The sequence below is a fragment of the Micrococcus sp. iso_229 genome, from assembly GCF_058072725.1.
The window spans coordinates 1,036,407-1,060,608 of sequence record NZ_CM176514.1 but is presented as its reverse complement, the minus strand read 5'-3'; the positions used below and the strand labels follow the sequence as shown (position 1 = coordinate 1,060,608).

The 24,202-nt window shown below is 73.5% G+C and carries 20 protein-coding genes and 2 tRNA genes; 3 read left to right on the top strand and 19 right to left on the bottom strand.

The window, feature by feature from the left end; translation table 11 throughout:
* Window positions 1-18: 18 nt before the first annotated feature.
* Window positions 19-1,551, bottom strand: coding sequence for a flavin monoamine oxidase family protein (locus AC3RKA_RS04965; protein ID WP_002853890.1), 1,533 nt, complete (start codon window positions 1,549-1,551; stop codon window positions 19-21).
* A gap of 163 nt (window positions 1,552-1,714) precedes the next feature.
* On the opposite strand from AC3RKA_RS04965, the gene AC3RKA_RS04960 reads away from it, so the two are divergent.
* A complete protein-coding gene (locus AC3RKA_RS04960; RefSeq protein ID WP_036334098.1) occupies window positions 1,715-2,407 on the top strand; it encodes a TetR/AcrR family transcriptional regulator in 693 nt (230 codons plus the stop codon).
* 96 nt (window positions 2,408-2,503) lie between these two features.
* On the opposite strand, the gene AC3RKA_RS04955 is transcribed toward AC3RKA_RS04960, so the two are convergent.
* Both AC3RKA_RS04955 and AC3RKA_RS04950 read right to left on the bottom strand, forming a co-directional pair.
* Window positions 2,504-3,583, bottom strand: a complete 1,080-nt coding sequence (locus tag AC3RKA_RS04955; RefSeq protein ID WP_489727589.1) for a hypothetical protein — start codon at window positions 3,581-3,583, stop codon at window positions 2,504-2,506.
* A gap of 269 nt (window positions 3,584-3,852) precedes the next feature.
* Window positions 3,853-3,928: transfer RNA gene (locus tag AC3RKA_RS04950), tRNA-Ala, on the bottom strand.
* Window positions 3,929-4,097: 169 nt separating this feature from the next.
* Here AC3RKA_RS04950 and AC3RKA_RS04945 point away from each other — a divergent pair.
* Window positions 4,098-5,228, top strand: coding sequence for an oxidoreductase (locus tag AC3RKA_RS04945; RefSeq protein ID WP_002853897.1), 1,131 nt, complete (start codon window positions 4,098-4,100; stop codon window positions 5,226-5,228).
* Between the two features lie 86 nt (window positions 5,229-5,314).
* Here AC3RKA_RS04945 and AC3RKA_RS04940 read toward each other — a convergent pair.
* From AC3RKA_RS04940 to AC3RKA_RS04890, 11 genes are all read right to left on the bottom strand, one after another.
* A tRNA-Ala gene (locus AC3RKA_RS04940) sits at window positions 5,315-5,390 on the bottom strand.
* Window positions 5,391-5,511: 121 nt separating this feature from the next.
* Window positions 5,512-6,177, bottom strand: a complete 666-nt coding sequence (locus AC3RKA_RS04935) for a histidine phosphatase family protein (protein WP_002853899.1) — start codon at window positions 6,175-6,177, stop codon at window positions 5,512-5,514.
* A gap of 13 nt (window positions 6,178-6,190) precedes the next feature.
* Window positions 6,191-6,616 (bottom strand): ribosome silencing factor, encoded by a 426-nt coding sequence (rsfS, locus tag AC3RKA_RS04930; protein ID WP_002853902.1) that lies wholly within the window; start codon window positions 6,614-6,616, stop codon window positions 6,191-6,193.
* Window positions 6,613-7,260 carry a nicotinate-nucleotide adenylyltransferase gene (nadD, locus tag AC3RKA_RS04925; RefSeq protein WP_002853904.1) on the bottom strand — a complete coding sequence of 216 codons (648 nt, stop codon included), beginning with the start codon at window positions 7,258-7,260 and terminating at the stop codon, window positions 6,613-6,615. Before nadD ends, rsfS begins: the two co-directional genes overlap by 4 nt.
* 74 nt (window positions 7,261-7,334) lie before the next feature.
* Entirely contained in the window at window positions 7,335-7,556 is a 222-nt protein-coding gene (locus AC3RKA_RS04920; protein ID WP_002853906.1) for a hypothetical protein, read from the bottom strand.
* 79 nt (window positions 7,557-7,635) lie between these two features.
* Window positions 7,636-8,985, bottom strand: a complete 1,350-nt coding sequence (locus AC3RKA_RS04915) for a glutamate-5-semialdehyde dehydrogenase (RefSeq protein ID WP_002853908.1) — start codon at window positions 8,983-8,985, stop codon at window positions 7,636-7,638.
* A gap of 72 nt (window positions 8,986-9,057) precedes the next feature.
* Window positions 9,058-10,263, bottom strand: coding sequence for a glutamate 5-kinase (proB, locus tag AC3RKA_RS04910; protein WP_002853910.1), 1,206 nt, complete (start codon window positions 10,261-10,263; stop codon window positions 9,058-9,060).
* A 3-nt stretch (window positions 10,264-10,266) separates the two neighbouring features.
* Window positions 10,267-11,814 carry a GTPase ObgE gene (gene obgE, locus AC3RKA_RS04905; protein ID WP_060774887.1) on the bottom strand — a complete coding sequence of 516 codons (1,548 nt, stop codon included), beginning with the start codon at window positions 11,812-11,814 and terminating at the stop codon, window positions 10,267-10,269.
* A 169-nt stretch (window positions 11,815-11,983) separates the two neighbouring features.
* Window positions 11,984-12,241, bottom strand: coding sequence for a 50S ribosomal protein L27 (rpmA, locus tag AC3RKA_RS04900; RefSeq protein ID WP_002853915.1), 258 nt, complete (start codon window positions 12,239-12,241; stop codon window positions 11,984-11,986).
* Window positions 12,242-12,292: 51 nt separating this feature from the next.
* Window positions 12,293-12,598, bottom strand: coding sequence for a 50S ribosomal protein L21 (rplU, locus tag AC3RKA_RS04895; RefSeq protein ID WP_002853919.1), 306 nt, complete (start codon window positions 12,596-12,598; stop codon window positions 12,293-12,295).
* Window positions 12,599-12,830: 232 nt separating this feature from the next.
* Window positions 12,831-16,133 carry an Rne/Rng family ribonuclease gene (locus AC3RKA_RS04890; protein ID WP_489727588.1) on the bottom strand — a complete coding sequence of 1,101 codons (3,303 nt, stop codon included), beginning with the start codon at window positions 16,131-16,133 and terminating at the stop codon, window positions 12,831-12,833.
* Between the two features lie 397 nt (window positions 16,134-16,530).
* Here AC3RKA_RS04890 and AC3RKA_RS04885 point away from each other — a divergent pair, with 397 nt between their 5' ends.
* Window positions 16,531-17,190: a vitamin K epoxide reductase family protein gene (locus AC3RKA_RS04885; RefSeq protein ID WP_002853923.1), complete on the top strand. Its 660-nt coding sequence runs from the start codon at window positions 16,531-16,533 to the stop codon at window positions 17,188-17,190.
* 86 nt (window positions 17,191-17,276) lie between these two features.
* Here the strand turns inward: AC3RKA_RS04885 and ndk are convergent, their stop codons facing one another.
* The 5 genes from ndk to AC3RKA_RS04860 form a co-directional block, all read right to left on the bottom strand.
* Window positions 17,277-17,699 carry a nucleoside-diphosphate kinase gene (gene ndk, locus AC3RKA_RS04880; protein WP_002853924.1) on the bottom strand — a complete coding sequence of 141 codons (423 nt, stop codon included), beginning with the start codon at window positions 17,697-17,699 and terminating at the stop codon, window positions 17,277-17,279.
* Between the two features lie 75 nt (window positions 17,700-17,774).
* A complete protein-coding gene (locus AC3RKA_RS04875; RefSeq protein ID WP_002853926.1) occupies window positions 17,775-18,275 on the bottom strand; it encodes a DUF4233 domain-containing protein in 501 nt (166 codons plus the stop codon).
* Entirely contained in the window at window positions 18,272-19,825 is a 1,554-nt protein-coding gene (locus AC3RKA_RS04870) for a bifunctional folylpolyglutamate synthase/dihydrofolate synthase (protein WP_489727587.1), read from the bottom strand. Before AC3RKA_RS04870 ends, AC3RKA_RS04875 begins: the two co-directional genes overlap by 4 nt.
* The gene (gene ileS, locus AC3RKA_RS04865) at window positions 19,825-23,241 is read right to left on the bottom strand and encodes an isoleucine--tRNA ligase (protein ID WP_489727586.1); all 3,417 of its coding nucleotides are present in this window, start codon (window positions 23,239-23,241) and stop codon (window positions 19,825-19,827) included. Before ileS ends, AC3RKA_RS04870 begins: the two co-directional genes overlap by 1 nt.
* A gap of 278 nt (window positions 23,242-23,519) precedes the next feature.
* On the bottom strand, window positions 23,520-24,155 hold the full coding sequence (locus AC3RKA_RS04860; protein WP_489727585.1) for a TIGR03085 family metal-binding protein: 636 nt from the start codon (window positions 24,153-24,155) through the stop codon (window positions 23,520-23,522).
* Window positions 24,156-24,202: the final 47 nt, after the last annotated feature.

Here is a 24,202-nt window from a genome sequence, read left to right as displayed (position 1 = left end):
CCTTGTCCGTCGGGCCGGTCAGCCGGTGGGCTGCCCCGCGTCGGTGGCTTCCCGCTCGGCGATGGCCAGGGCGGCGGCCTCGCCCATACGGATCGCGCCGTCCACGTGCTGGTAGCCCTCGGCGGCGATGTCCGAGCACGCGTAGTGGATGGGGCCGGTCGGGCGGTTCTGGAGGTGGCCCCAGCGGGAGAGCCCGCCGAGGTCGTAGCTGGTGGCGTAGGCGCCTCGGGTCCACTCCTCGGCGGCCATGTCCGAGAGGAAGAACGCGATCGGCTCGAGGGTCCGGGGGCCGAGGTACTCGGCCATGGCGCCGAGGATCGCGGCCTTGCGCTCCTCCTCCGGCAGGGCCCACATCTGCTCCGCGTACACGTCGGACACGAAGCCGACGAGGGTGCCGTGCGGGTCCTCCTCGCCCGGGGCGCCACCGGCCAGGTTCTCGCCGCGGTTGGTGTTGTCGTAGATCTCCTGGACGAGACGGCCCCCGCCGAAGCACGTGCCGGACAGGCCCTCCTCGCGCCAGAACGGGGTCTCGTACACGGCGTGCACCTTGATGACCAGGCCCATGGAGATGTGCTGGTGCGCGATCTGCTGCTCGCGCGGCATCGGCGGCTCGAAGGAGATGCGGCTGTAGAGGTTCGGCGGGATGGCCAGGACCGCGTAGCGGGCGTGCACCTCGTAGTCGTCGGTGAGCGCCACGACGTCGCCGGCGGCGCCGTCGTGCGCCACGCCGTTGCGCACGTCCGCAGCCACACCGTTCTTCTCGTCCGCGGTGGACGGGTCCGGCTCGGCCCAGCGCAGGGTGCGCACCGGCTGGCCGAGGACGACGTCGTCGCCCAGCTCGGCGGCCATGGCCAGGGACACGCACTGCATGCCGCCCTCGACGCGCTGGTCCAGGATGAAGTCCTCGTCCACCAGGTTGCGGAACGACCCGGCCGAGGCGGCCATGAGCAGCGCCTGGAGCAGGGAGAAGGTATGGGAGGGCTTGGTCAGCATGCCGGAGGCGATGTAGATGGAGACGTTGTCGATGGCCTCCGGGTCGTCGGACTGCTGCTCCAGCCAGTGGCGGAAGGAGATCTTGTCCAGCTCCGCGGCCCGCGGGTGCTCCCACGGGGCGGCGGCGTCGATCTCGGCGGTCAGTTCGTCGATCTTGGCGATCAGGCGATCCATCTCCCGGTCCGTCTTCTCGGCCACCGGGAAGTCGAGGCCGTCGTAGACGTGGCGTTCTCCGCGCGGGTCCACGTAGACGTTGCGACCGTCGCGGAAGCGGGAGAACGTCGGCAGGCCGAGCTCCTCCACCAGGGAGATGAGGCGGGTCTGGTCCGGGGAGATCCACTGGCCGCCGATCTCGATGAAGTGGTCCTTGCCGTCGGCGCCCTCGACCAGGCCGTTCCAGGTGCGGCCGCCGACGCGCCGGCGCGCCTCCAGGACGGTGACGGTCAGGCCCTGGGCCTTCGCGGTGCGGGCGGCCATGAGGCCGGCCGGGCCGGCGCCGATCACGACGACGTCGCTCGTCCGGCGCTCGCGGCCGACGGTGGCGGGGGCGGTGGTCATGGGGGTGCTCCTCTGGCGGGGACGGGGGCATCGGGCAGAGCCCAGGTGAATGCCGTTCATTTAGAGTGTCGGCGCTCACTGTACGGGCCGCGCGCCGGGAAGGGAAGGCCGGTCCGTGGCCGACATGACACCTTCCGCCCGTCCGACGGGTCAGAATGGCCGGATGGACGAGACCCCTGAACCGCCCCGGACGCGTCGCCGCCGCGGACGACCTCTCTCCCCCGCTCTGAGCCGCGCAGCGATCGCGGACGCGGCGCTCGCGGTCGCCCGCACCGAGGGATACGAAGGGCTCACCATGGCGGCGGTCGGCCGTCGCCTGGGCGTGGCGCCGAGCGCGCTCTACAACCACATCAGCGGCAAGCATGAGCTGCTCGTCCTGCTGCAGGACGCCGTGATGGGCGAGGTCTCGCTCGTCGAGCTGGAGGCCGCGATCCGGGGCGAGGCGCCCGTCGTCGCCGCCCTGCGGGCGTGGGCACGCTCCTACCGGGACGTCTTCGCGGCCCATCCGCCGCTGATCCCGCTCATCGCCACCATGCCGATCGAGGGAGCCCCGTCGACGCAGCGGGTCTACGAGACGGTGTGCGCGGTGCTGGCCCGGACCGGCCTGGCGCCGGAGCAGGTGCTGGCCCGGGTGATCGCGCTCGAGTCGTTCATCTACGGTTCCGCGTACGACGTCGACGCTCCGGCCGACATCTTCGAGGTGGCGGGGGCGAAGGAGCGGCTGCCCGCGCTTGGCGCGGCCGCCGAGGCCTTCCGGGCGGGCGGGAGCACGCGCGCGACGGGGGCGCGGAACCCCTACGCGGACGCACCCTTCGAGGAGGGACTGGACCTGCTGCTGGCGGGCCTCGGCGACTGACCCGCGGACTGCCGGCCACGTGTCAGGCCGGCACGGACGCGCCGCCCCTCTGTGCGAGAGGGGCGGCGCGTCGACGGATCTGTGCGCGGCGGGCTGTCAGTCGGTCAGGCCCAGACGACGGCGGGCCGCGACCAGCACCCCCGCGACGGCGGCGCCGAGGCCGGCCAGCCACCAGCCGGTGGACTGCCCCGTCTCAACCGTGTCCGGGGTCGTGTGCTGCTCGTCGGCGTCGCCCTCGACCGGAGCGGTCTGCTCCTCCTCATCCTCCGGAGCCGGGGCGGCCTCGTCGCCCCGGAACGCGGCGAGCGCCGCAGCGGTGGCCGGGTCGGTCAGGTCGAGCGGCTTCCCATTGAGGACGCCGTCCTCGGCATCGAGGAAGCCGTCGTACGCGGCGGGGATCTCCTCGCCGACATGCACGGTGACGGTCTGGACGTGGGCGACGTGGTCGCTGTGGAAGTCGACGGTGAAGGTGTCCGTGCCGACGAACCCCTCCTCCGGGATGTACCAGGCACGGAGCTCGGAGTGCTCCGAGTCACGGAACGCGAAGACCTCACCGTGGGCCGGCTCGGTCACGACCTCCGCGTAGGTGCCCTCCATCGTCGGCGCCGCGACCAGGTGGACGATCTCGGCGCCCACCACCCCGGGTGCCAGCTGCATGGCCGCGTCCCAGACCAGGGGCCGGTCCCCGAGGTGGCCCGTCTGCGGGCCGTCGACGGAGTGCACGGCCGCCCCCTGATCGTCGGCGAGGTCGGCGTCCGCCTGGAGGGTGATGCCCATGTTCAGCATCCGCCCGTCGGCCACGACGTCGTACCGCACGAGGCCTTCCCCGGCCGCGCCGAGCGCGCGGCGGGTCTCCAGGACGTCCACCGCGCCGCCGTCGATGACGTCCAGGGCGGTGAACTCGACCTCCTGGCCGCCCTCCAGGCGGGTGCTGTCCTCGGCCACCGGCGTGATCATGAGCGTGAGGTCCCCCGGATCGTAGCCGTCGTAGGTCTGGAAGAAGGCCGCGGTGACGTTCTCGTGGTCGACGGCCTGGAAGTAGCCGGCCTGGGGGCCATGGGCGTCGTCCCAGGCGGCGGCGGGGCCGGCGAGCGCGACGGTGGTCATGAGGCCGGCGGCGGCGAGGGCGGCGGGCAGGTGACGGAGAGAGGGACGACGGGTACGGATAACGGACATGGCAGCTCCTCACTGAGTCGGCCGAACAGGGCCGGCGGCCCCCGCCTCTGCAGCACCGGTGTTCCGGGCTCGATGGGCGGGGTCGCCTCGAGTCTGTCCGCCCAGAGCCTGCCGTGAAAGGGCTGTGCGACGTCGATGCGTGATCGACGCGGGACCGCAACCCGGCCGTGACCGGCGGGGGTGCTGTGCGGGGGCGCGGAGCACAGAGTGGTCACGACGGGGCCGGTACGACGACGAAGGCCCGGTCCGCATGGACCGGGCCTTCTGACTGGTGGAGGTAAGGGGATTCGAACCCCTGACCTTCTGCATGCCATGCAGACGCGCTACCAACTGCGCCATACCCCCAGGTGGGTGGTGACTCCGTTCCCGGCGGACCGGCTGGAGCACCTGGATAGGATACCCAGCCCGTGGCAACCGCGCAAACTGGCTGGGCGGCGTCGATGGACCGCCGCGGCCCCACGGCCTAGCGTGCAGGAGACGCACCCGTGCCCGCCGCCAGCCCAGGAGGTCCCGCATGTCCCCCACCGACGCACCGATCCGCACCGCGCTCATCGGCTACGGCTTCGCCGGGACGACGTTCCACGTCCCGCTCCTCCGCGCCACGGCGGGAGTCGCGCTCACCCATGTCGTCTCGAGCCGCCCGGAGGCGGTGCACGCGGACCTGCCGGACGTCGTCGTGGTGCCCGACATGGACGCGCTCCTGGCGCGCCATGACGTGGACCTCGTGGTGATCGCCGCCCCGAACGACCAGCACGCCCCGCTGGCGCGCGCCGCCCTGAGGGCGGGCAGGCACGTGGTGGTGGACAAGCCCTTCACGCTGAGTCTCGCGGAGGCGCGGGAGCTGCGCGACCTCGCGGCCGCGACGGGGCGGGTGCTGCGGGTGTTCCAGAACCGTCGCTTCGACAGCGACTTCCTGGGCATCGCCGAGCTGGTCCGCTCCGGCCTGCTCGGGGACGTCGTCCACCTCGAGTCCCGGATCGACCGCTTCCGCCCGACCGTCCGGAACCGCTGGCGGGAAGCCGCGGTGCCCGGGGGCGGCATCTGGTTCGACCTCGGCCCGCACCTGGTCGACCAGGCGCTCCTGCTCTTCGGCGTCCCCGATCTCGTGGACGCCGACCTCGCGGCCCTGCGCCGGGGCGCCCCGGTGGAGGACTGGGCGCACTGCGTGCTGCACTACCCGGGCCGGCGCGTGGTCCTGCAGGCGTCGATGCTCGTGGCCGGCGGCAGCCCGCGCTTCGCGGTCCACGGCACGCGCGGCTCCGCGGTGAAGGAACTGCCGGATCAGCAGGAGGCGCAGCTGCGCGCGGGCCTGTTCCCCGGCGCCGAGGGCTGGGGCGTCGACCCCGACCCGATCCTCCTGCACGACGGGGAGGGGAACACCGAGCGCGTCCCCGCGCCGATCGGAGCCCAGCAGCGGTCCTACGCGGGCGTGCGCGACGCGATCCTCGGCCGCTCGAACGACGACGCGGCCACCCCCGACCAGGCCCTCGCCGTGATGGCGGTGTTGGAGGCCGCCGTCGCCTCCGCACGGGAGGGTCGTGCGGTGGAACCCGCACTCACGGCGGTGGAGCGCGCCGCGTTCCCGGGGGTGTCCCCGGCACCGACCGCGGCGGAGCGACATCACCGCGGTTCTGCACTGCGGTGATGTCGCAGGGCGGCGGTCGAGTCCCGAGCCCGCGCAGGAGCCCGACGACGACGAAGGCCCGGTCCGTATGGACCGGGCCTTCTGACTGGTGGAGGTAAGGGGATTCGAACCCCTGACCTTCTGCATGCCATGCAGACGCGCTACCAACTGCGCCATACCCCCAGATGTGGGCGTCACCCGCGATGTTCACGCGCCGTTTCCGGCCCGTTTGCCTCGCTGGCAACTCGACCAGCGTACATGGTCCCCGCGCGGGCGCCAAATCGGCGTCCGGGCCGGGGTGCCCTCAGATGCCGTAGCCCTCGAGGGCCCAGTCGCCCCAGCCCTCGGCCCCGGTGTCCGGAGTGAACGCGCCCTGCAGCACGGCGGCGCGGGCGTTGCCGATCCGCTCCATCGCCGCGAAGGCCTCGCCCTCGTGACGCAGGAGCAGCCCCGCGGCCGCGCGGATCAGCGCACCGTGGGCCACGGCGAGCAGGGTCTGGGCGCCCCCGTCGCGCGGGGTGTCGCCCCAGTGCGGGGGCACGTGGCCGCGCAGCGCGCGCAGGGCCCGCTCGCCGCCCCCGCGCAGGGTCTCCCCGCCGACGGGGCCGGCGTCGAGCGCCGGCACGGCCCGCCAGAGGCGGTGCTCGTCCGGCCAGCGTTCCGCGATGGCACTGAGCTCGAGGCCTTCCCACTCTCCCCCGGCCAGCTCCATCAGCTCCGGGTCGACGGCCACGGACGCCGCGCCCACCCGGGCCTGGAGGACGATCTCGGCCGTGCGCCGCGCCCGGGCCAGCGGGGAGCACACGGCCACGAGCTCCTCCGCGTCCTCGAGCAGATCGCCCACGGGCCCGCCGGCGGCGCGGCGCGCCTGCCGCTCCCCCTCGGCGTTCAGCTCGATGTCCGTGTGCCCCTGGTACCGGTCCAGGGCGTTCCAGTCGGTCTCGCCGTGACGCAGCAGGATCAGGCGCATCTCGCGGACGCGCTCAGGAGGCGTGCGAGGCGGAGGCGCCGTCGTCCTGGGCGGCCGCGTCCGGGCGGGTGCTCTCCTCCGGCAGGCCGAGGTCGATCGCCGGGGTGTCCTTCCACAGGCGGTCCAGCGCATAGAACTCGCGGTCCTCGCGATGCTGGACGTGCACCACGAAGTGCCCGTAGTCGAGCAGCACCCAGTGGCCGTCGGACCGGCCCTCGCGACGCAGCGGCTTGAGCTGCTCGTCCTTCAGCAGCGCCTCCTCGACGCCGTCGACGATCGCGTTGACCTGACGCTCCGAGGCGCCGGAGGCGATCAGGAAGGCGTCGGTCAGGCCGAGCCGCTCGGCCACGTCGAACGCGACGATGTGCGTGCCGAGCTTGTCCGCGGCGGCGGCTGCGGCGGTGGTGAGGGCGTCCAGGGTGGTCTGGGGAACGGTCACGAGGTCTCCTCTTCCGAGACGTAGAGGTGGTGCTTGGCGATGTACTGGACGACGCCGTCCGGGACGAGATACCAGACGGGCCGGCCCCGGCGGACGCGCTCCCGGCAGTCCGTGGAGGAGATCGCCATGGCGGGGATCTCCATCAGGGACACGTCATCGCCCAGACCCATGTCCGAGAGGTCGTGGCCGGGACGGGTGACACCGACGAAGTGCGCCAGGTCCCAGAGCTCGTCCACGTCCTTCCACGTGAGGATCTGGCCCATGGCGTCCGCGCCGGTGATGAAGAACAGCTCGGCGTCCGGGTGCAGGCGGCGCAGGTCCCGCAGCGTGTCCACGGTGTAGGTCACGCCGGGACGGTCGATGTCCACGCGGGAGACGGTGAACCGGGGGTTGGAGGCGGTGGCCACCACGGTCATGAGGTAGCGGTCCTCGGCCGGGGAGACCTGCCGGTCCGACTTCTGCCACGGCTGACCCGTGGGGACGAAGACGACCTCGTCCAGCTCGAACTCGGCGGCCACCTCGGAGGCGGCCACGAGGTGCCCGTGGTGGATCGGGTCGAAGGTGCCGCCCATGATGCCGAGGCGACGACGGCGCACGCCCCCGGCAGTGGGCTCGGGGACGGGGGTGCGGGAGGCGACGGTCATGCGCTCAGGAGACGAACGGACGGCCCGCCGCGTCGCCCCCGGCGGAGGCGGCGACGCGGCGGGCCGGTGAGACGTCAGTGACCGGAGGTGTGCGAGCCGCGGCCGGTGCCGTGGTGCTGGACCGCGGTGGTGGGCTCGGGCAGGCGCAGCGCGCGGGAGCGCATGGACATGGTGGCGGCCAGGGCGGCCATCAGCAGCGCGAAGACGAGCACGCCGTACCAGATGGGGTCCATCGGCAGCTCGTTGACGACGTGGTGGCCCTCGGCGGCGGCCAGGATCAGGGAGGTGTTCAGCATGGATGCTCCTCAGTGCAGCGGGTCAGACGGCCTGGCCGGGGCCGGGCCGAAGGGGTCCTGGTGTCCATCGTAGCCCGGCTCAGCGGCGGATCTGCCCGTCGCCGCGCAGGATCCACTTGGTGGTCGTGAGCTCCTCCAGGCCCATGGGCCCGCGTGCGTGCATCTTCTGGGTGGAGATGCCCACTTCGGCACCGAGGCCGAGCTCGCCGCCGTCGGTGAAGCGCGTGGACGCGTTCACGATGACGGCCGCGGCGTCCACCTCGGTGATGAACCGCTCGGCCGCGGCCAGGTCGTTCGTGACGATGGCCTCGGTGTGGCCCGTGGACCACCGGCCGATGTGCTCCATCGCCTGGTCGAGGGAGTCCACGACGCGCACGGCCATCTCCATGTCCAGGTACTCGGTGCCCCAGTCCTCCTCCGTGGCGTCCACGGCGTCCCGGGCGTGGTCGCCGCGGTCGGCCAGCGTGGGCAGCCAGGCCCGCGCGGCCTCGTCCACGTGCAGCAGCACGCCGGCGCGGGTGAGGGCGCGCAGCACTTCGCGGCCCGTCTCCTCCGCGTCCCGGTGGAGCAGCAGGGTCTCGGCCGCATTGCACACGGAGGTGCGGTGGGTCTTCGAGTTGAGTGCGATGTCCACCGCCATCTGCTTGGGTGCGGCGGCGTCCACGTACAGATGCACGTTGCCCTCACCCGTCTCGATCACGGGCACCCGGGCCTCGCGGACCACGCGCTGGATCAGCTCACGGCCGCCGCGCGGGACGAGGACGTCCACCGCGCCACGAGCGGCCATCAGCGCGGCGACGCCGGGACGTCCGAGATCGTCGATGCCCTGGATGATGTTGGGGTCGAAGCCCTGATCCACGAGCGCCTCCCGCAACACCTGGATCAGGACCGCGTTGGTGGACTCCGCGGCCGAGCCGCCGCGCAGGATCACGCCGTTGCCCGACTTCAGGGCGATGCCGGCGATGTCCACCGTGACGTTCGGACGGGCCTCGTACACGGCGCCCACGACGCCCAGGGGCACCCGCACCTGGCTCATCCGCACGCCGTTGGGCAGCGGACCGCCGCGGACCACGGTGCCCACGGGGTCCGGCAGGCCGGCCAGGGTCTCCAGGGCGAGGGCCAGCGCCTCGACGCGCGCCTCGTCCAGCTTGAGCCGGTCCAGCATGGCCGCCGAGGTGCCGGCCTCGCGGCCGCGGTTGCGGTCCTCGCGGTTGGCCGTGATGATCGCGGCCGCGTTGGCTCGCAGGGCCTCAGCCATGTGGCGCAGGACGGCGTCCTTGCGGACGCGGCCGGCGGTGGCCAGCTCGGGCACGGCCTGACGCGCCCACTCGGCCCGTTGGCGGATGGCCTCCTCGACCTCGGGCGTCGGCGCCTCGGCGTCCTGGCGGCCGGACTGATCCTGGGGTGCGGTGCTCTCGGTGGTCTGCATGCCTCCAGCCTATCGAGCGCCCCGGACGAGGCACGAGGCCCGGTCCGTCGACTCGGCCGGAGCCCGTGCTGGTCAGCGCTGCGGCGGAGCCAGGCGCACCCAGTCGTCCGCGTGCACGACGACGCCGTCGTAACCCGCGCCGAGGTCCTCGCGGAGGTCGGCGGTCGTCCGTCCGAGCATGGCGGGCAGCTGCGACGAGGAGTACTGCACGAGGCCGCGCGCCCGCACCCGGCCGTGTGCGTCCACGATCTCGACGACGTCGCCCGGCGTGAAGTCGCCCGTGCAGCCGGTGATGCCCGCGGCCAGCAGGGAGCGGCCGCGGTCGATCGCCCCGGCCACCGCGCCGTCGTCGATGACGAGCCGGCCCCGGACCTCCGCCGTGAGGCCGAGCCACGCCGCGCGTGCGGACCGGCGGCGGCCGGTGGCGGAGAACCACGTGCCCACGTCCTCCCCCGCGAACGCGGCGCCCGCGTTCGCGGCCGAGGTGAGCAGGGTCGGGATGCCGGTGGTGGCCGCGATGCCGGCCGCGTCCACCTTGGTCACCATGCCGCCCGTGCCCACGCCCGCGGAACCGGGCACGCGCACGTCGACGCCGGCCAGGTCGTCGTCCGAGGTGACCTCCGGGATGCGCCGCGCGTCCGGGTGCGAGGGGTGGCCCGTGTAGAGGGCGTCCACGTCCGAGAGCAGGACCAGCAGGTCCGCCTTGCAGAGGTTGGCGGTGAGGGCCGCGAGGCGGTCGTTGTCGCCGAAGCGGATCTCGCGCGTGGCCACGGCGTCGTTCTCGTTCACGATCGGCATCACGTCGAGCGTGAGCAGCCGCGACAGGGCGCGGTGCGCGTTCGTGTACTGGGTGCGCCGCATGAGCTCCTCGGCGGTCAGGAGCACCTGGGCCACCTCGGTGTCGTGCCGCCCGAAGCTCGTGGTGTAGTGCGCCATGAGCTTGCTCTGGCCGACCGCCGCCGAGGCCTGCTGGGTGGCGGTGTCCTTGGGGCGTCGGCCCAGCCCGAGGTGGGGGAAGCCGGCCGCGACGGCGCCGGAGGACACGAGCACCACCTGGGTGCCCTTCTGCCGCTCGGCGGCGAGGACGTCCACGAGCCGGTCGATGGCCTCCACGTCCAGGCCGTCCGGGGTGGTCAACGAGGACGAGCCGATCTTCACGACCACTCGGCGCGCGGCCTGCATCGTCTCCCGCGAGGTCACGGGGTTGGCCCGCGGGTCATCGGAGCCGCGCGTGGCGGGGGTCGGATAGCGGGTGACGACGGTGCGCCGCACGGACATGGATCATCCCTCTCGATCGTCGGTGTCGTTCCACAGGCCGGAGCGTCGCTCGGCCTCCATCTCGGCCCGGGTCGCCGCACGGGCGGCCCGGCGGGCATCCTGCTCGGCGCGCTTCTCCGCACGGGTCGCGCGGGTGCGCTCGTCGAGCCGCAGGTCGGTGCCACGGGGCCCGGCGAGCAGCTCGGCTCCCGCGGACAGCGTGGGCTCCCAGTCGAAGACCACGCCCGTGACGTCGTCGCCGATCACCACGGCGTCGCCCGGCCTCGCACCGGCCTTGAACAGGCCGTCCTCGACGCCGGCCCGCTGGAGCCGGTCCGCAAGGTAGCCGATCGCCTCGTCGTTCTGGAAGTCCGTCTGGGCCACCCACCGCTCGGGCTTCTCGCCGCGCACGCGGAACAGCGGCTCGAGGTTGCGCTCCTCGCGGCGGATCGTGAATTCGGCCCGCTCGCCGCGGCGGCGATGCCGGCGCGGCACCTCGACGGGCGCGGCCGGCACGGGCTCGACCACCCGGGAACGGGCCTCCGCCACGAGCTCGGCCATGGCGTACTTGAGGGCGTCCAGGCCCTCGCGGGCCAGCGCCGAGATGTCGAAGACCCGCAGGCCACGGCCCTCGAGCTCGGCGCGGACCATGTCCGCCATCGCGGCGCCGTCGGGCAGGTCGGTCTTGTTCAGGGCGATGAGGCGGGGCCGCTCGTTCAGCGGCACGACGCCCTCCCCTCCCTGGGAGAAGACGGGCTCCACCGCGTAGGCCTCGAGCTCGGCCTCGATGGCCTCGAAGTCGGCGATCGGGTCGCGGTCGGACTCGAGGCTGCCGCAGTCGAGGACGTGCACGAGCGCGGCGCAGCGCTCGACGTGGCGCAGGAACTCCAGGCCGAGGCCGCGGCCCTCCGAGGCACCGGGGATCAGGCCCGGGACGTCGGCCACGGTGAAGCGCACGTCGCCGGCCTGCACGACCCCGAGGTTGGGCACGAGCGTGGTGAACGGGTAGTCCGCGATCTTGGGGCGGGCCGCAGACAGGGCCGCGATGAGGGAGGACTTGCCGGCCGAGGGGAAGCCCACGAGCGCGACGTCCGCCACGGTCTTGATCTCGAGCGTCAGGTCCCGGCTCTCCCCCGGCAGGCCGAGCAGCGCGAAGCCGGGCGCCTTGCGCTTCACCGAGGCCAGAGCCGCGTTGCCGAGGCCGCCCTGACCGCCGGCGGCGGCGACGTAGGTCGCACCCTCCCCCACGAGATCGGCCACGATGTTGCCCTGCTCGTCCTTGACCACCGTGCCGTCCGGCACGGGGAGCACGAGCGACTGGCCGTTCTTGCCCTCGCGGTGGTCGCCCATGCCCGGCTGGCCGTTCTCGGCGGACCGATGCGGGGCGTGGTGGTAGTCCAGCAGCGTGGTGGTCTGCGAGTCCACGACGAGGGTGATGTCGCCGCCGTCGCCGCCGTCGCCGCCGTCGGGGCCGCCCAGGGGCTTGAACTTCTCGCGATGCACGGAGACGCACCCGTGCCCGCCGTTGCCGGCGGTGAGGTGGAGGACCACGCGGTCCACGAAGGCTGCCATGGGAGTGCTCCTAGGGGCTGGAGGGATCGGACTCAGACGGCCCAGGGGCCGGAGACGCCGACGGCGGGGGCGGGTCCGGTGGATGCCGGGCCCGCCCCCGCCGGGGCGTCAGGGGGTGCGGGTGTCCTCGCCGGGCGAGGGTCCGCACGCAGACCGCACGAGTGTCAGATCACTCCGCGGCGGGGACGATGTCCACGACCTTGCGGCCGCGGCGCTGGCCGAAGGCCACGGAGCCGGCGGACAGCGCGAAGAGGGTGTCGTCCTTGCCGCGGCCGACGTTGCGGCCCGGGTGGAACTTGGTGCCACGCTGGCGGACGATGATCTCGCCGGCGTTGACGTCCTCGCCGCCGTAGCGCTTGACGCCGAGGTACTGCGGGTTCGAATCGCGGCCGTTCTTCGAGGAACTGCCGGCCTTCTTATGTGCCATTGCTGTTGCCTAACCTCTCGGATGCTCGGTTTCGCCGGTGCCGGTGACGGCTCAGGCGATCCCGGTGATCTTGACCGTGGACAGCTCAGAGCGGTGGCCCTGGCGCTTCTTGTAGCCGGTCTTGTTCTTGTACTTCATGATGACGACCTTCTTGCCACGGGAGTGGGAGACGACCTCGGCGGTCACCTTCACACCGGCGGCATCAGCGCCAGCCTTGACCTCGTCCCCGTCCACCAGCATCAGAGCGGGCAGCTCGACGGAGCCACCGGTCTCAGCGGGAACGCGGTCGAGGGTAACGAGGTCTCCGACAGAAACCTTCTCCTGGCGGCCGCCAGCGCGGACAATCGCGTACACCACTTGGGACTCACTTCTCTCGACGTTTCAATGGATCAGATCGGGTTCTGCTCGCCCGCACCTCGACCGCGGCTGCGTCCGGGTCCGGCGGTCCCTCACCGGGACATGCGGGAGCGTGCGGGCGGTGAACACCGATGGTCCAGCATACTCGCTGCCGGGCGTCCGGACCAAACAGAGGCGTGTCGGCGCGTCGCCGCCGCCCGGGGCGGGCCCGGGGCGGCGGCACCGACGACGGTCAGCGGCCGCGGCGGGCCAGGTCGGCGGCCTTCACCCCGACACCGAGCATCACCGGGGCGGCACCCTGCGGCTCGGCGGGGGTGGACGCCTCGGCCACGGCCGCGGTGAAACGGCCGCCCCGGGCGCCGCCGGGCGCGGCCTGGACCTGGACGTGGACGCCGTCGGAGGACACGGCGCGACGCGAGCGCCGGCGCGGCGATCCGGGCGCCGGGGCCGCCTGGGCCTCGGCCGGGGCGTCCGCGGCGGGCGTCTGCTCCACGTCCGCCGCGGGCTCCGCCGTCGGCTCGGTCGCCGCAGGCTCCACCATCACGGCCTCCTCGACGGCGGCCGGGGCGGCGGGCTGCTCGTGGACCTCGGTGGCGTCCGTGGACTCCTCGGGCGAGGGCTCGGTGGCCTCCACCGGAGCCGCGTCCGGGCGGTCGGCCGCCCGCTCGGTGGACGCGTCCGCACCGGCGGCCGGACGGACGATGCCGTCGCTCGAGGCCCGGCGGGACCGGCGGCGCCGGGGCGCCGGGGCATCCTCGGCAGGCACAGGCTCCGATGCGACCTCGGAGGTCGCGGCCGCCGAGGACTCGGCGTCCGCGGCGTCGTGCCGCGACGGCGTCGCGCGCTCCGCACCCTGGTCTTCGGCGTCGGCCTCGGTCGAGGCCGCCTCGCCACCTCGGCGGGACCGCCCACGGCCACCCCGGCGACGCCGGGACCGGCGCGGGCGGTCGCCCTGCTCGGCCGCGTCCTCCGTGGGCTCGGCCTCGGCGTCGGCCTCCGCCTCCGCGACGGCGGCCACGGCCTCCTCGGCCTGCACGACCGGGTCCTGGTGCTCGGGGGCCCCAGGGGCCTCGGAGGCCGCCTTCTCCTCGGTCTGACGGGTCTGATCGGCGGACTCGGCGGGGCCGTCGTCGTGCGACCGCGCGGCATCCTCGGAGCCCGCATCCTCGGCGCCGGTGTCCCCCGACTCCTCGGCGCGGCCCCGGCTGCGGCGGCGGCCCCGACGGCGCCGGCGACGCGGCGTCTCCTCCTCGTCCGCCCCGGCCGGCTGCCCGGCCTCCGCGGGCCCGGCCGACGCGGCCTCGACGGCCCCGGCCGCGGAGTCCTCGGCGGCGTCCGCCGCCTGCTCGGCGGGGGCGGACTCCTGGGCGGCGGTCTCCTCCTCGGCCACCTTGCCGGAGGCCTTCGCGATCGAGTGCAGGGCGACACGGGCGGCCTCGGCCCGCTCACGGCGCTGCCGCTCGTCCTCGGAGTCGGTGGGCTCGGCGCTCGTCGTCGTGGCCGCGGCGGCGTGGGCGTGCTCGCCCTCGCCGTCGCCCCGACGCCGGCGACGACGGCGGCCCTCCGCCTCGCCGCGCTGCTCACCGCCGGAGCGGCCCCGCTCGACGGGCGTGTCCTGGATGAGGATGCCGCGGCCGCCGCAGTGCTCGCAGGTCTCCGAGAACACCTCCACGAGCCCGGTCCCCATGCGCTTGCGCGTCATCTGGACCAGGCCGAGCGAGGTCACCTCGGCGACCTGGTGCTTCGTGCGGTCCCGGCCCAGGCACTCCACGAGACGGCGCAGCACGAGGTCACGGTTGGCCTCGAGCACCATGTCGATGAAGTCGATGACGATGATGCCGCCGATGTCCCGCAGGCGCAGCTGCCGGACGATCTCCTCGGCGGCCTCGAGGTTGTTCTTGGTGACGGTCTCCTCGAGGTTGCCGCCGGAGCCCGTGAACTTGCCGGTGTTCACGTCCACCACGGTCATGGCCTCGGTGCGGTCGATCACGAGGGAGCCGCCGGAGGGCAGGTACACCTTGCGCTCGAGCGCCTTGTGGAGCTGCTCGTCCACGCGGTGGGTGGCGTACAGGTCCTCGCCGTCGTGGTCCTCCGGCACCCAGTGGTGCAGACGGCCCAGCAGGTGCGGGGCGACGTAGGTCACGTAGGCCTCGATGTTGTCCCACGTGGCCTCGCCCTGGACGAGCATGGCGGAGAAGTCCTCGTTGAAGACGTCGCGGACCGTCTTGATGGTCAGGTCCGGCTCGGCGTAGAGCAGCTCGGGGGCGAGCACCTTGGTGCCGGACGCCTTCTCCTGGATGCCCTCCCACTGGGCGCGCAGACGGTTGATGTCGTTCTGCAGCTCCTGCTCGGAGGTGCCCTCGGCCGCGGTGCGCACGATCACGCCGGCGTCCTGCGGCAGGTGGTCCTTGAGGATCTTCTTCAGACGCGAGCGCTCCACGTCCGGCAGCTTGCGGGAGATGCCGGTCATCGAGCCTCCGGGCACGTACACGAGGTAGCGGCCGGGCAGGGAGACCTGGCTGGTCAGGCGGGCGCCCTTGTGGCCCACCGGGTCCTTGGTGACCTGGACGAGCACGGTGTCGCCGGACTTGAGCGCGTTCTCGATCTTCCTCGGCTTGCCGTCCAGCTGGGCGGCGTCCCAGTTGACCTCGCCCGCGTAGAGCACGGCGTTGCGTCCGCGGCCGATGTCCACGAACGCGGCCTCCATGGACGGCAGCACGTTCTGGACCTTGCCCAGGTACACGTTGCCGATCATCGAGTCCTGCGTGGTGTGTGAGACGAAGTGCTCGGCCAGCACGCCGTCCTCGAGCACGGCGATCTGGATGCGCTGGTCGCGCTGGCGCACGAGCATCTTGCGGTCCACGGCCTCGCGGCGGGCCAGGAACTCGGCCTCGGTGATCACGGTGCGGCGACGCCCGCCCGAGCGGGAGTCGCGGCGGCGCTGGCGCTTCGCCTCGAGCCGGGTGGAGCCCTTGACGCTCTGGACGGTGTCCGGGGCGGTGCCGACGGCCTGGCGCGGTGCGCGCACGCGGGTGACGGTGTGCTCGGGATCGCCGGCCTCGCCGCCGTCGAGCTCCATGTCCACCTCGCCGCGGCGGCGCCGGCGACGCCGACGGGAGACCACGGCGCCCTCGGTCCGGTCCTCGGACTCTCCGGTGTCCTCCCGGTCCTCGGCGTCCGCCGACGCGTCTGCGGCGCCCTCCTCCGCGTGGCCGCCCTCGCGCGAGGGGCGACGACGGCGCGAACGCCCGGAGGTCTCCGGGTCGTCCTCAGCCTCGGAGCGCTGCCGCGAGGTGGTCTCGGTGCGCAGGACCTCGATCAGGTTCGCCGGCACGGCGAACGGGTCGGTCGGGTCGAACTGCAGCGTCGGCGCGCTCGGCTCCTCCGGCGCGTCCGCGGCGTCATCGGACGCGGGGGTCCGCTCCGGCTGAACCGCCCCGGCGGCGGTGTCCGCCGCGGTCTGCGTCACGGCCTGCGCGGCCGTCTCCTTCGCACGTTCGTCTGCGCGGGTCGTGTCCTCGTTGTTGGCCGCCATGGCAGCACCTCCCGCCGATCGACGACGCCACACTCGCCGCCGCCCGGCGTGTCCGCGTCCGCCGCCGGCCGCGTTGCCCCGGGCGCCGTGCGCCACGGGTGCGCCGGGAGGCGGACTCCGAGAAGTCATCGGGTGGACCGCGTCGACCGTCAGGGCCCGGCGCGGAACCGCTGCGCCCTCGAGATCGGGGCCTGGGCGTCACGTGCCGTCCGCCGGCCGGCGCACGGACGCACACGGGCGGGGCCCGGCGTCCACCTCCCGCACGATGCTCGACGCGGGGGCGCCTCGGCGGCGGCCCGACGTCGGGCGCGCAGCGGGCTGCCCCGCGGTGTGGCCACGGGACGGCCAGGGCCGATTCTCTCACATCCGCCCCGGGCACGCCCCTAGAATCGTGTCCATGCCTGCGACACCGCTGACGGACGACGTCCGCCTCTCCCCTGCCGACGACGTCCCCGCCGAGGAGGCCCGGCTCACCTGGTACGCCCGGCCCGCGGGCACCGCGGCGCTGCTCCTGATCACCTCGCTCGTGGCGCTGACGGCGACGATCATCATCATCGTCGAGCGCGCCCTCCTCACCGCGGACCCGACACACCGCACGTCCTGCGACCTCAACCCGTGGGTGTCCTGCGGCCAGGTGATGCAGTCGTGGCAGGCCCACACCTTCGGCTTCCCGAACACGTACATCGGCGTGGTCGCGTTCTCCGTGCTCATCACCGTGGCGGTGTCCCTGCTCGCCGGCGCCCGCTTCGCCCGCTGGTACTGGCTGCTGATGAACGCGGGGATCCTGGCGGGCTTCGCGTTCTGCGTGTGGCTCTGGTACTCCGCCGTCTACAGCATCGGCACGCTGTGCCTCTACTGCATGATCGTGTGGGCCATGGTCATCGCCCAGCTCGTGCTCGTGACGTCCCGGAACCTGCAGACCGGCACGCTGCCGGCCCCGGCCGGCCTCGTCCGACTCGCCCGGGAGCTGGCCTGGCCCGTGATCGTGCTCCTCTACGTCCTGGTGTTCGCCTCGATCCTGCTGGAACTGGGCCTCGGGGTCATCGGGATCGACTGAGCCCGCGCTCCCCCACCGGACACGACGACGGCGGCCGGTCACCCCACCCGGGTGACCGGCCGCCGTCGTGCGGGCCCGGAACGGGCTCAGCCGAACCAGATCGCGAGCTCGCGCTCGGCCGAGAGGGTCGAGTCCGAACCGTGGACGAGGTTCTTCTGGACGGCCTCGCCCCAGTCCCGGCCCAGGTCGCCGCGGATGGTGCCCGGGGCGGCCACGGTGGGATCGGTCTTGCCGGCCAGCGAGCGGAAGCCCTCGATCACCGAATCGCCCGTGACGCGCGCGGCCACCACGGGACCGGAGGCCATGAACGCGACCAGCGGCTCGAAGAACGGCTTGCCCTGGTGCTCCTCGTAGTGGCGCTCCAGCATGGCGCGGGTGGGCGTGAGCATCTTCAGATCGGCGATCACGTAGCCCTTACGCTCGATGCGCGCGAGGATCTCGCCGACCAGGTTGCGGGCCACCCCGTCCGGCTTGACGAGGACGAGGGTCTCTTCGATGTGGTGCGTCATGGGGTCTGCTCCTAGCGTCGTCGGACGGCCGCGAGCGCGGTCCGGTTCCCGCCCCACCCTAGTGGGGCCCGGGTCTCAGCGTCCGTGCTCGGCCTCCCAGGCGGCCTCGAGGCGGTCGCGCTGGGCGTTCTCGACGTCCATGGCACCGCCCTTGATCACGGCGTACGCCCACGTCAGCGCGAAGAGGGCCCCCACCACGAACATCGAGTACTCCCAGAAGCCGGAGGCCAGCAGGACGGCCTGGATCGCCCAGCCGATCGCGATGCCGACGGGCCTGCGCACCAGGGCGCAGGTCAGCACCGCGACGACGGCCAGCGCGGAGTAGCCCGCCACGAACCACCAGGCGCCCGGCTCGTCCCGGTGCATGCCGAACAGCATGAGCCCGAGGAAGAAGATGAGCACCGCCTCGAGCATGAGGATCGTGGAGGTGAACAGGGCGCGCACGGAGCGGCGGCGCCGACGAGTGCCGGGGCGCCACTGCCGCTGGGCACGCGTCTCACGCGCGGGGCGCCAGGACTCGTCGCCGAAGCGCCCCTGCTCCGTGGTGCCTCCGGTCTCCGGCTGGTCGGGGGTCATCGGTCCTCCTCCGGCCGGCGGCGGGCGCCGGCGTCGTCGCGGTCCTCGAGCAGCTCGAGGATCTCCGGGTCCAGGTCGTCCTCGTCGGCGTCCGCCAGCCCGACGGCGTCGAGCAGGTCGGCGGGGTCGAGGCCGCGGGCGGCCACGGTGACAGGGCCGGCATGCCGGGGCTCGCCCACGAGGGCGCGGACCTCGGCGGCCAGGGTGATCGAGCCGAGCACGAGCACGCCGCCGCCGGTGCCGGAGGCCAGTTCGTCCGCGCTCGTCTCGAGGGCCTCCGCGCGGCCGACCGCCCACTCGAGGGCGTCCGGCACGGACTCGGTGGCGTACACGTCGTCCTCGGGCCAGCCGGCGTCGACGGCCATGCGGGCCAGCTCCCCGGCCGGGATGGCGCGGGCCGAGGAGGACTGCGTCACCGCGAGGTCCTCCACGTCGTCGCCGAACGCCCGGTAGAGCGCCGCGAGCATGCCCGGCGCGTCCTTCTCCTGGAGGATCCCGACGACCAGCGAGAGGCGGGTGAAACCGAACGCCTCCTGCACCGCGCGGGCCGTGGCCCGCACGCCGTCCGGGTTGTGGGCGGCGTCCACGATGAGCGTGGGGGCGGTGCGCAGCACCTCGAGCCGGCCGGGCGAGGTGACCTGGGACAGCCCCTCGCGCAGCAGCTCCTCGTCCAGCGGTCGCTCGCCGCCGCCCAGGAACATCTCCAGGGCCGCCACGGCCACCGCGAGGTTCTGCGCCTGGTGCTCCCCGAGCAGCGGCAGGAACAGGTCCCGGTACTCGGCCGCGAGGCCACGCACGGACACCTGCTGGCCGCCCACGGCCAGGGAGCGCTCGAGCACGCCGAACTCGACGCCCTCGAAGCGGAACGGCACGTCGGCCGCCCGGGCCGCCTCGAGCAGCACCTGGGCGGCGTCGCGCTCCTGGGCGGCGGAGACGAGGGCGCCGCCGGGCTTGATGATGCCGGCCTTCTCCTCGGCGATCTCGGCCTCGGTCTCCCCCAGCAGGTCCGTGTGGTCCAGGGAGATGGGGGTGACCACGGAGACGACGGCGTCCGCGACGTTGGTCGCGTCCGTCACGCCCCCGAGGCCCACCTCCAGGACGACGACCTCCACGGGCTCGTCCGCGAACACCGCGAAGCCCAGCGTGGTGACCGCCTCGAAGTACGTCAGCGGGACCTCGCCCGCGGCCTCGAGCTCCGCGTCCACGGTCTGCACGATCGGGAGGATCTCCCCCCACACGCGCACGAAGGTCTCGTCGGCCACCGGGGCGCCGTCGATGCTGATCCGCTCCGTGACGCGCTGCAGATGCGGCGAGGTGTAGCGCCCGGTGCGCAGCCCGTAGGCGCGCAGGACGGCCTCGACCATCCGCGCCGTGGACGTCTTGCCGTTGGTGCCGGTCAGGTGGATCACCGGGACCGCGTGCTGCGGGTCGCCGAGCAGCGCGAGCACGCGCCGCATCGGCTCGAGCCGCGGCTGCATCTTGTTCTCCGGGGCGCGGGCGAGCAGGTCCCGGTAGACCTCCTCGACCGTGCCCGGGACGTCCCCGCGCATCACGCGTCCGCCTTCGCGACGGCGACGGCCACGGTCTTCATGGCGTCGTCGGCCGGGTCCTTGCGCGGGTCGGCCGCGCCGGAGTCCACGAGCTCCAGGTCCACCGTGAGGGTCTCCTCCGCGACGAGGCCGCGGTGGGCCTCGAGCGCCGCCACGACGGCGGTGGGGCCCTCGATCCGCGTGCGCACGCGGTCGGAGACGTCCAGGCCGGCCTCCTTGCGGGCCGCCTGGACGGCGCGGACCACGTCCCGGGCGGTGCCCTCGGCGGCCAGCTCGGCGGAGACCTCGGTGTCCAGCACGAGGAAGCCGGCGGTGCCGGGCAGCACGCCCACCGCGGTCCCCTCGGGGGCACCGGTGGAGACGGTGCGCAGCTCGTAGAGCGTGGGGGCCAGGGTCACGGTCTCGCCGTCGGCGAGCGTGACCGCCAGGCCCTCGGCCGTCTCCTCGTACGCGCCGGCGTCGACCGCCTGCTTCACGAGCGGCACCTGCCTGCCGAACGCCTTGCCGAGCTCGCGGAAGTTCAGCTTCAGCTCCGTGCCGATGCCGTAGCGGGCGATCGCCTCCTCCGTGAGCTCGGTGAGCTCGACGTCCTTGAGGTTCAGCTCGTCCGCCACGATGCGGGCGTAGGTGCCCTCGAGGCCCGCCGCGTCCGGGACGACGACGGACAGGCGGGGCAGCGGCAGGCGCACCCGGCGGCCGGCCCCCTTGCGCAGGGCCGAGCCGGCCGAGCTGATGCGGCGCACGGCGTCCATGCGGGCCACGAGGGAGTCCGCCTCGGGCCCGTGCGGGAACAGGTCGGCGTCCGGGTAGTCGGTCAGGTGGACCGAGCGGCCGCCCGTGAGACCGCGCCAGATCTCCTCGGCGATCAGCGGCATCAGCGGCGCGGCGGCCCGGGTGAAGGCCTCCAGGACGGTGTAGAGGACGTCGAAGGCGACGGTGTCCTCGTCGAAGAATCGCTCCCGGGACCGGCGGATGTACCAGTTGGTCAGCGTGTCCATGAAGCCGCGCAGCGCGTCCGTGGCGTCCGAGACCTCGTAGGCGTCCAGGCCGGTCTTGACCTCCCGCAGCATGCGGCCCGTGGCGGCCAGGATGTACTGGTCCAGGGGGTCCTCGGCGGTGTGCCGCTCCTGCGCGCGGTACCCGTCGGGGCGGGCGCCGCCGTCGTGCGCGGTGTTCGCGTACAGGGTGAAGAAGTGGTAGGCGTTCCACGCCGGCAGCAGCACCTGGCGGACGCCCTCGCGGATGCCCTCCTCCGTGACGATCAGGTTGCCGCCGCGCAGGATGGGGCTGGCCATGAGGAACCAGCGCATGGCGTCCGCGCCGTCGCGGTCCAGGACCTCCGTGACGTCCGGGTAGTTGCGCAGCGACTTGGACATCTTCTGCCCGTCCGAGCCGAGCACGATGCCGTGCGAGATCACGTTGGAGAACGCCGGCCGGTCGAACAGGGCGGTCGCCAGGATGTGCATGGTGTAGAACCAGCCGCGCGTCTGGCCGATGTACTCCACGATGAAGTCCGCCGGGTTGTGCGTGGGGAACCAGTCCGCGCGCTCGAACGGGTAGTGCACCTGGGCGTAGGGCATGGAGCCGGAGTCGAACCAGACGTCCAGCACGTCCTCGACCCGGCGCATGACCGCACCGGCCGCGGCGGCCTCGGGGTCCGGGTGGGGGCGGGTGAGGTCGTCCACCCACGGGCGGTGCAGGTCCACCTCGCCCTCGGCGTTGCGCGGCAGACGGCCGAAGGCCTCCTCGATCTCCGCCAGGGAGCCGTAGACCTCCTGGAGCGGGTAGTCCGGGTGGTCGGACTCCCACACCGGGATGGGCGAGCCCCAGTAGCGGTTGCGGGAGATGGACCAGTCGCGCGCGTTGGCGACCCACGTGCCGAACTGCCCGTGCTTCACGTTGCCGGGGATCCAGGTGATCTCCTCGTTCAGCTCGAGCATGCGCTCCTTGACCTGGGTGACCTTGACGTACCAGGACGTCACCGCGCGGTAGATCAGCGGCGTGCGGCACCGCCAGCAGTGCGGGTAGGAGTGCTCGTAGGAGGCCTCCCGCGCGAGCCGGCCCAGCGAGCGCAGGGCGCGGATGATCGTGCGGTTGGCCTCGAAGACCTGCACGCCGGCGATCTCGCGCAGGTCGCCGCGCCCGACGTCCTCGCGGGCGAACAGCGGCAGGAAACGGGCACCGGAGTCCACGGAGAGCAGCACGGGGATGCCGTTGGCCTCGCACACGCGCTGATCGTCCTCACCGTAGGCCGGCGCCTGGTGGACCACGCCGGTGCCGTCCTCGGTGGAGACGTAGTCGTCCACGAGGATGCGGTGGGCGCCCTCGACGCCGAGGTCACGGCCGTTGACGGTGAAGGTCTCCCCGCGGTGGGCGTCGAACACGTCCGTGAACAGCGGCGCGTAGGCCAGGCCGCCGAGGCGGGCGCCGGGGATCGTCTCGGTGACCGCGGCGCGGGCGGCGTCGGCGTCGGCGTAGCCGAGCTCCTTGGCGTGGGCGCCCACGAGGTCCACGGCCAGGAGGAAGCGGTCCCCGTCCGCGGTCGCGCCTTCGGGGCCGGCCGGCACCACGGCGTACTGGATCTGGGGGCCGACGGCGAGGGCCGCGTTGGTCGGCAGCGTCCAGGGCGTGGTGGTCCAGGCCAGGACGTGGACGCCGGCCAGGTGCGCGGCGAGCGCCGCGTCGGCGCCGCCGTCGGGCACGAAGGCGGGGTCCGCCGGGAGGCCGGTGATCGGGAACGTGACGGTGACCGAGGGGTCCTGGCGCATCTTGTAGACGTCGTCGTCCATGCGCAGCTCGTGGTTGGACAGCGGGGTCTCGTCGTTCCAGCAGTAGGGCAGGACGCGGAAGCCGCGGTAGGTCAGGCCCTTGCGGTGCAGCTCGGAGAAGGCCCAGATCACGGACTCCATGAAGTCTGGGGTGAGGGTCTTGTAGTCGTTCTCGAAGTCGACCCAGCGGGCCTGGCGGGTCACGTAGTCCTGCCACTGGTCCGTGTACTTCAGGACCGAGGAGCGGCAGGCGTCGTTGAACGTGTCGATGCCCATGGCCTCGATCTCGGACTTGTCCGTCATGCCCAGCTGCTTCATCGCCTCGAGCTCGGCGGGCAGGCCGTGGGTGTCCCAGCCGAAGCGGCGCTCCACGCGGCGGCCCTGCTGCGTCTGGTAGCGGGCCACGAGGTCCTTGACGTACCCGGTGAGCAGGTGCCCGTAGTGCGGCAGGCCGTTGGCGAAGGGCGGGCCGTCGTAGAAGACGAACTCGTTCTGCGAGCCGTCCGCGTTCCGGGCGGGACGCTGGTCGATCGAGGCCTGGAAGGTGCCGTCCTCGTCCCAGTACGCCAGGATGCGGCGCTCGATCTCCGGGAAGCGCGGGGAGGCGGGGGTGCGGCCGTCAGGGGCGGAGGAGGCGAGGGGGTACACGGGGGTCCTTTGCGTGCGGGGCGTCGGTTCCGTGCAAGGACGCCCGAGGGCCCGACCCTCCGGCCGGCCGCGGACGCGGTACCACCTTGCTTGCCGGCGTCGGGAGGTCCCCGGGGTGCCGGCCGCTTGATGACTGCTGTGACGGGCTTACCCGTCCGGTTCTACTGGGGCCCTGCGGCCCGTTCTTCCGGAGGCTCGCCGGTGATGGCCGGGTCGACGCCTGTGCCTGCCAGTGTAGTGGACGACGCGCCGGCCCGCGGCCGCGGGGCCGGAGCGGGTCAGAGGGCGGTGCGCACGGCCGCCGACGCATCGCCGTCGAGCTCCACGTGGACGGCGTCCCGGCCGGAGGCCCAGAGGAGGAGCTCCCCGATCTCGCCGGTCACCGTGACGGGCGCCCGCAGCGCCACGGCCCCACGGGTGACGGTGACCGGGGCGCGGCCCGGGCCCTGGAGGACCACCGGCGCCGTGGACTTACGCAGGAACAGCGGGGCCATGCGACGCAGCGAGCGGTAGAGGGCGTCCTCCTCGTCCGGGGAGAACGAGCGCGGGGCGGGCGACGAACCGCCGGTCGCGGACTCGCCGCGCCGGACGTCCTCGAGGTGGATGAAGTGCTCGGCCGCGTTCACGTGCCTGTCCGCCGCCCGCATGGGGTTCAGCGCCGACGGGCCCGCGGCCCACTCCCGCACGACCTCGGCGTAGTCGCGGCGTTTGGTCTCCGCGGTCAGGCGGTCGAGGTGGCGGGACAGCGGCGGGAGGAACAGGGCGGCGACGGCGTCGGGCCGGCTCTCCCGCAGCCAGAGGTGGGCGGCGAGGTCGCGGGTGCTCCAGCCGCCGCACAGGGTGGGCGCGTGGGGGCCCTTCTCGAGCAGGAGGTCAGCGAGGCGGGCGCGTTCGGCTGCGGCGAAGGTGGTCATGGGCACCACGGTAGGGAGCGGGCCGCGGCGCGGACGAGGGGTGGGCC